Genomic DNA, 4,625 nt, shown 5'->3' with positions numbered 1-4,625 from the left:
GCAGCGCCTCCGTGACCTGGGGATTGAGATTGGGGTACTCCCCACCGGCCCTTTGAACGCCATCACCGATGTGCAGGGCGTAAAGGTTGGGCATAGCAGTTTGATAAAAGGCGATTCGGTGCGCACGGGAGTGACCGCCATTTTGCCGCACGGCGGAAATATCTTTCAGCAAAAAGTCCCCGCGGCGATCTATGTTGGGAATGGTTTCGGAAAACTTGCCGGCAGCAGCCAGGTGCAGGAATTGGGTAATATTGAAACTCCCGTGATTCTCACCAATACCCTGAATGTAGCCACGGCGATGGATGCAGTAATAGAATATACGCTAAACCGGGAGGGCAATGAAAAGGTGTACTCGGTGAACGCGGTGGTGGGAGAAACCAACGACGGCTTCTTAAACGATATCCGCGGACAGCATTTAACTACTAAAGATGTGCTTGCCGCCATAGAAAATGCGACTACAAAAAATACCGAGGAAGGAAATATAGGTGCCGGCACGGGCACTGTAGCCTTTGGCTTTAAGGGCGGGATCGGGACATCTTCCCGGCAACTCCCTAAAAGTTTGGGCGGGTATAGCCTGGGGGTGTTCGTGCAAAGCAATTTTGGCGGAGTGCTGCAAATCGCCGGGGCTCCCGTAGGCAGGGAACTGCAGCAATTCAGTTTTAGTGATAAGCTAATGAATAATGCCGATGGCTCCTGTATGATCGTGGTAGCTACCGATGCGCCACTGGACAGCCGAAACCTGGAACGCCTTGCCAAACGCGCTTTCCTGGGCATCGCTAAAACCGGAGGGATTGTCTCCAACGGCAGTGGCGATTATGTAATCGCTTTTTCCACTGCTGAAAAAGTACGGGTCTCCTATAAAGTTGAAAGCGATACCCAAAGCCTGGAAGTAGTCCCCAACGATTTGATGTCGCCCTTATTCATGGCCGCCATCGAAGCCACTGAAGAAGCCATCTTAAACTCCCTGTTTATGGCCGAAACCACCAAAGGTCATCACGGCACTATTCAAGCTCTACCGATGGAAAAGGTATTGCCGGTGTTGAGGGAATATGGGGTTTTGATGGATTAATAAACCGAAGACCGCGGTTTTAACCGTGTTTTAAATAAAGAATTATTTAATATTAGAATTGCAAGGGTTAAAACTTGCCTGAATAAAGAATAAAGAATCAAGGAATAACAAATTCCAACATGGCCCACAGGGGATAATAAAATAATAATTATGTCACATTCCTTCAACAAAATATGGATCCATGCCATCTGGGCCACAAAAGAACGAATGCCACTCCTTGAACCGGAAATTGAAGAACAGGTTTTTCATATCATGAAAGACGAATTTAAATTTTTAGGTTGTTCCCCCAGAATAATCAATGGAATGCCTGATCATGTGCATTGTTTGTTTTTATTAAATCCTCAGAAATCCATTGCTGAAGTAATCAAGCATATAAAAAGCAATTCTTCCCATTATATTAATCAAAGCGATCTTATCCATCAAAAGTTTGCCTGGCAGACCGGCTATGCGGCTTATTCGGTTTCTGAATCCGGGGTGGATAGGGTTTTTCATTATATCAGGAACCAGAAAGCCCATCATCAAAAGAAGCCATTTAAACGTGAGTATGAAGAGTTTAAAAAATTGAATAAGCTTGATGAGGAATAGAATGCCTGATTGCGTAAGGGCTCAAAACCCCGGCTTAGAAGCCTTAACTCCATTGCTCCATCCAGGGTATGAAGTTAAAAGTAAGGTTTCACCCTCTATCTAAACCCATCTTTTTGGACCAGGGTTTTAACCGTGGTCTGATGCGGAATAAGCTTTACTAAAATTCAAACCCGGCCACGGTTGAAACCGGGGCCTCCTGGGATGGAGATAATATTTCCATGGCAGGCCACTCTTAAAAGTATTCCCGGGATTTTAAGTAAAAATCTTCTAAATTCTTTCTACAATTGTTAAACACCCTGTTAATAATACACCCGATTTTATAGGTAAAATGGGGGTTTTAAGAATTATCTTAGCAGGAAACCAATTAGCACCCGCTCAGTTTAGCTGAAATACTCCCGGGAGAAAAACCCGAAAAAAAGGAGAATTTGAGGGGTGAAAGGTGTGATACCCCATTAAAAATGAAGAACACTGCATTAATATTATTAATGATCATTTGTATTGGAGAAATAAAAGCTCAGGATATAGATACGTTTTATTTACATGTTCCAATATCTAAAAATGACACAATAGCTTACAAGCGCCTTATTCAAAATGGTAGTAAGGATAGTTTATATCATGTTCGGGATTATTATCCAAATGGTCAGATTCAAATGGAAGGCACCTATAGTTCTTTTAATAAGCGGATCAAAGAAGAAAGTCTCTGGTGTAATTATAGAACAAACACCAAAGAAGGAGAATTCAGAGTGTGGTACAAAACTGGTCAACTAAAAAGCAAAACAAATTTTTTAAATGGATTAAGGCATGGTCTTTTTGAATACTGGTACCCGAATGGACAAAGAGAGTCGACACAGAATTATTCAAATGGCCAAAAACAGGGAGAATGTACCTGGTGGAACGATGATGGTTCTATACAAAATGAATTGAAGTTTGATAAAGGTTTGAATCAAAATCCAAAAGATACAAGTTACCCTTATATAGCATATACTCCCAAAGAGTATAATGACGACAATTTAAAAAAATGGCCCTTGATAATCTATTTGCATGGTGGTTCAAGCAGGGGCACAGATACAATTAAACTTTATTGTTGTGGTATTCCAGACCAAATTTGGAGAAAGAGAGAATTCCCATTTATTATTGTATCACCACAATTACCCATTAACCAAAGATGGTCTACTGACAATTGGTTTGAGAATTTTTATGAAGAAATAACAACAAAATATAGAGTAGATACCAATAAGGTTTATCTGACAGGGGTAAGTTTAGGAGGAGCTGGAACATGGTATCTGGCAATAAAATATCCTGAAAAATTTGCAGCTATTGCTCCAATAAGTGGTTTTACACGCCATATTGATTACATCATGAAAAATACGGATAACTTAAGTGATATTCCAATTTGGGCTTTTCATGGAAAAAAAGATAAGGTAGTAGAATTTGAAGATACAGAATGGATGATTAATAAATTGGAAGGGAAAAATAAAGATTTAAAATTCACAGCAGACCCTGATGCAGGTCATGGCATGTATTGGTCGATATATCCAGGACAGGAACTATATGATTGGTTTCTAAAACACGATAAAGGCTTGAATTACAAAAAATAACAAACTATGACCAGGTATATAAAAAACAGGCGGGATAGCAGCAAATTTTACGGCTTGTAGCCAGCTCCAAGTCTTGTCTATCTTAATAGTAAAGTAACACGCACTCGCCTACTTTTCATATACTCAGCGTTTGCTTTAATTACACATCTTTTTTTAAGAACGGGATACATCATTGAAAAGAATCTGCTCAAAATAAAATACGGGCTATTTTCCTACAAGCCAATCGATATTAAAAGAATAGAGGAAGTATCTAAAACCGGAAGTACAATTTCCTCACCGGCACCATCATTTGACCGAATCGAAATCAAGTATGGAAAATCGGAAATAATAATAATCTCTCCTAAAGACAAGATGAATTTTGCTCAGGGTTTTAAAGATTAAATCCTGATATGAAAAACAATCTTACTCTATAATAGAATCTTTCCAAATTACTGAAGACCTTTTCAAAAATGGCTTTTTTGTCTATCTTTAAAAAAACCTGTTTAACCGGAGAAACAACCGCTCTCCTCCGGCAACTTATGTCAGGAAAAATCTAACAAAAAATAATTCATTTTACTATGGACATTTACCAAGCAATTAAGGAAGACCACGAAATACAAAGAGATCTTTGTGCCAGATTATTAGAAACTTCAGGAGAATCTGAAGAGCGCAAAAAGCTTTGGCCTGAACTCCGAAAGGAACTGGAAGTCCATGAAGTGGCCGAGGAACGCTATTTTTACTCGCCCCTAATTGACACCGACAGGATGCAGGAAGATGCGCGCCACGGTATGGCAGAACATCATGAAATAGATGAACTCATCCAGGAACTGGAAGCTACCAAAATGGAATCTCCTCATTGGCTGGCCACCATGAAAAAATTGAGCGACAAGGTGCACCACCACCTGGAGGACGAAGAAGAGGAGTTTTTTGGAAAGTCAAAAAAGATCTATGACGAAAACGAGATCAAAAGGCTTACCAAGGGTTACCAAAAGACCAGGGATGACTACAAAAAAGGTTGGCCGGACTCAATCCCCGGTTCCGATTCGGAGATAGAATAATAAAAATTACCAGCAGGAGATAAGTCCGTGAGTGAACCACCGGCTATCCTCACAAAGATCCCATCAAAGCCCCTTCAAAAAGGGGCTTTTTTATGGAGTTTCACGGCGCTTGCTGGGTTTTTCTTTAAAATTACGGAGCTGCCTTCTCTCCTATCTCCGGCAGCTAAAACCCGGTTTTGTTTTAATCTTTTCATGTCGTACCCCGGCCTAAAGTAAAACCGGCGGGAGCGTCGTCAATGGCAGTGGCGATTAAGGGATCGCTTTTTCCACTGCTGAAAAAGTGCCCTATAAACTTTTAAAGGCTTTTGAAACAGAAAATTAAAATTCTCAAATTCT

The 4,625-nt window shown here is 40.6% G+C and carries 5 protein-coding genes; all 5 read left to right on the top strand.

What is annotated here, in order from left to right:
- Positions 1-1,069 (top strand): P1 family peptidase (locus VIM94_RS05130; RefSeq protein WP_332038218.1); only part of this gene is annotated, 1,069 nt, incomplete at its 5' end.
- 150 nt (positions 1,070-1,219) lie between these two features.
- Positions 1,220-1,654 carry an IS200/IS605 family transposase gene (gene tnpA, locus VIM94_RS05125; protein WP_332038217.1) on the top strand — a complete coding sequence of 145 codons (435 nt, stop codon included), beginning with the start codon at positions 1,220-1,222 and terminating at the stop codon, positions 1,652-1,654.
- A gap of 458 nt (positions 1,655-2,112) precedes the next feature.
- Positions 2,113-3,252: a prolyl oligopeptidase family serine peptidase gene (locus tag VIM94_RS05120; RefSeq protein ID WP_332038216.1), complete on the top strand. Its 1,140-nt coding sequence runs from the start codon at positions 2,113-2,115 to the stop codon at positions 3,250-3,252.
- A gap of 117 nt (positions 3,253-3,369) precedes the next feature.
- Complete coding sequence (locus VIM94_RS13140) at positions 3,370-3,633, top strand: PH domain-containing protein (RefSeq protein ID WP_414707152.1); 264 nt, start codon at positions 3,370-3,372, stop codon at positions 3,631-3,633.
- A gap of 176 nt (positions 3,634-3,809) precedes the next feature.
- Positions 3,810-4,289 carry a hemerythrin domain-containing protein gene (locus tag VIM94_RS05115; RefSeq protein ID WP_332038215.1) on the top strand — a complete coding sequence of 160 codons (480 nt, stop codon included), beginning with the start codon at positions 3,810-3,812 and terminating at the stop codon, positions 4,287-4,289.
- Positions 4,290-4,625 lie beyond the last annotated feature (336 nt).

Source organism: Salegentibacter sp., assembly GCF_036568425.1.
Classification (GTDB): Bacteria; Bacteroidota; Bacteroidia; order Flavobacteriales; family Flavobacteriaceae; genus Salegentibacter.
The sequence above is the reverse complement of the archived record's forward strand: the minus strand, read 5'-3'. Positions and strand labels throughout refer to the sequence as shown.

Coding starts and splice junctions, on each gene's coding strand:
- VIM94_RS05115 (WP_332038215.1), top strand. CDS start 3,810: ATGGACATTTACCAAGCAATTAAGGAAGACCACGAAATACAAAGAGAT.
- tnpA (WP_332038217.1), top strand. CDS start 1,220: ATGTCACATTCCTTCAACAAAATATGGATCCATGCCATCTGGGCCACA.
- VIM94_RS05120 (WP_332038216.1), top strand. CDS start 2,113: ATGAAGAACACTGCATTAATATTATTAATGATCATTTGTATTGGAGAA.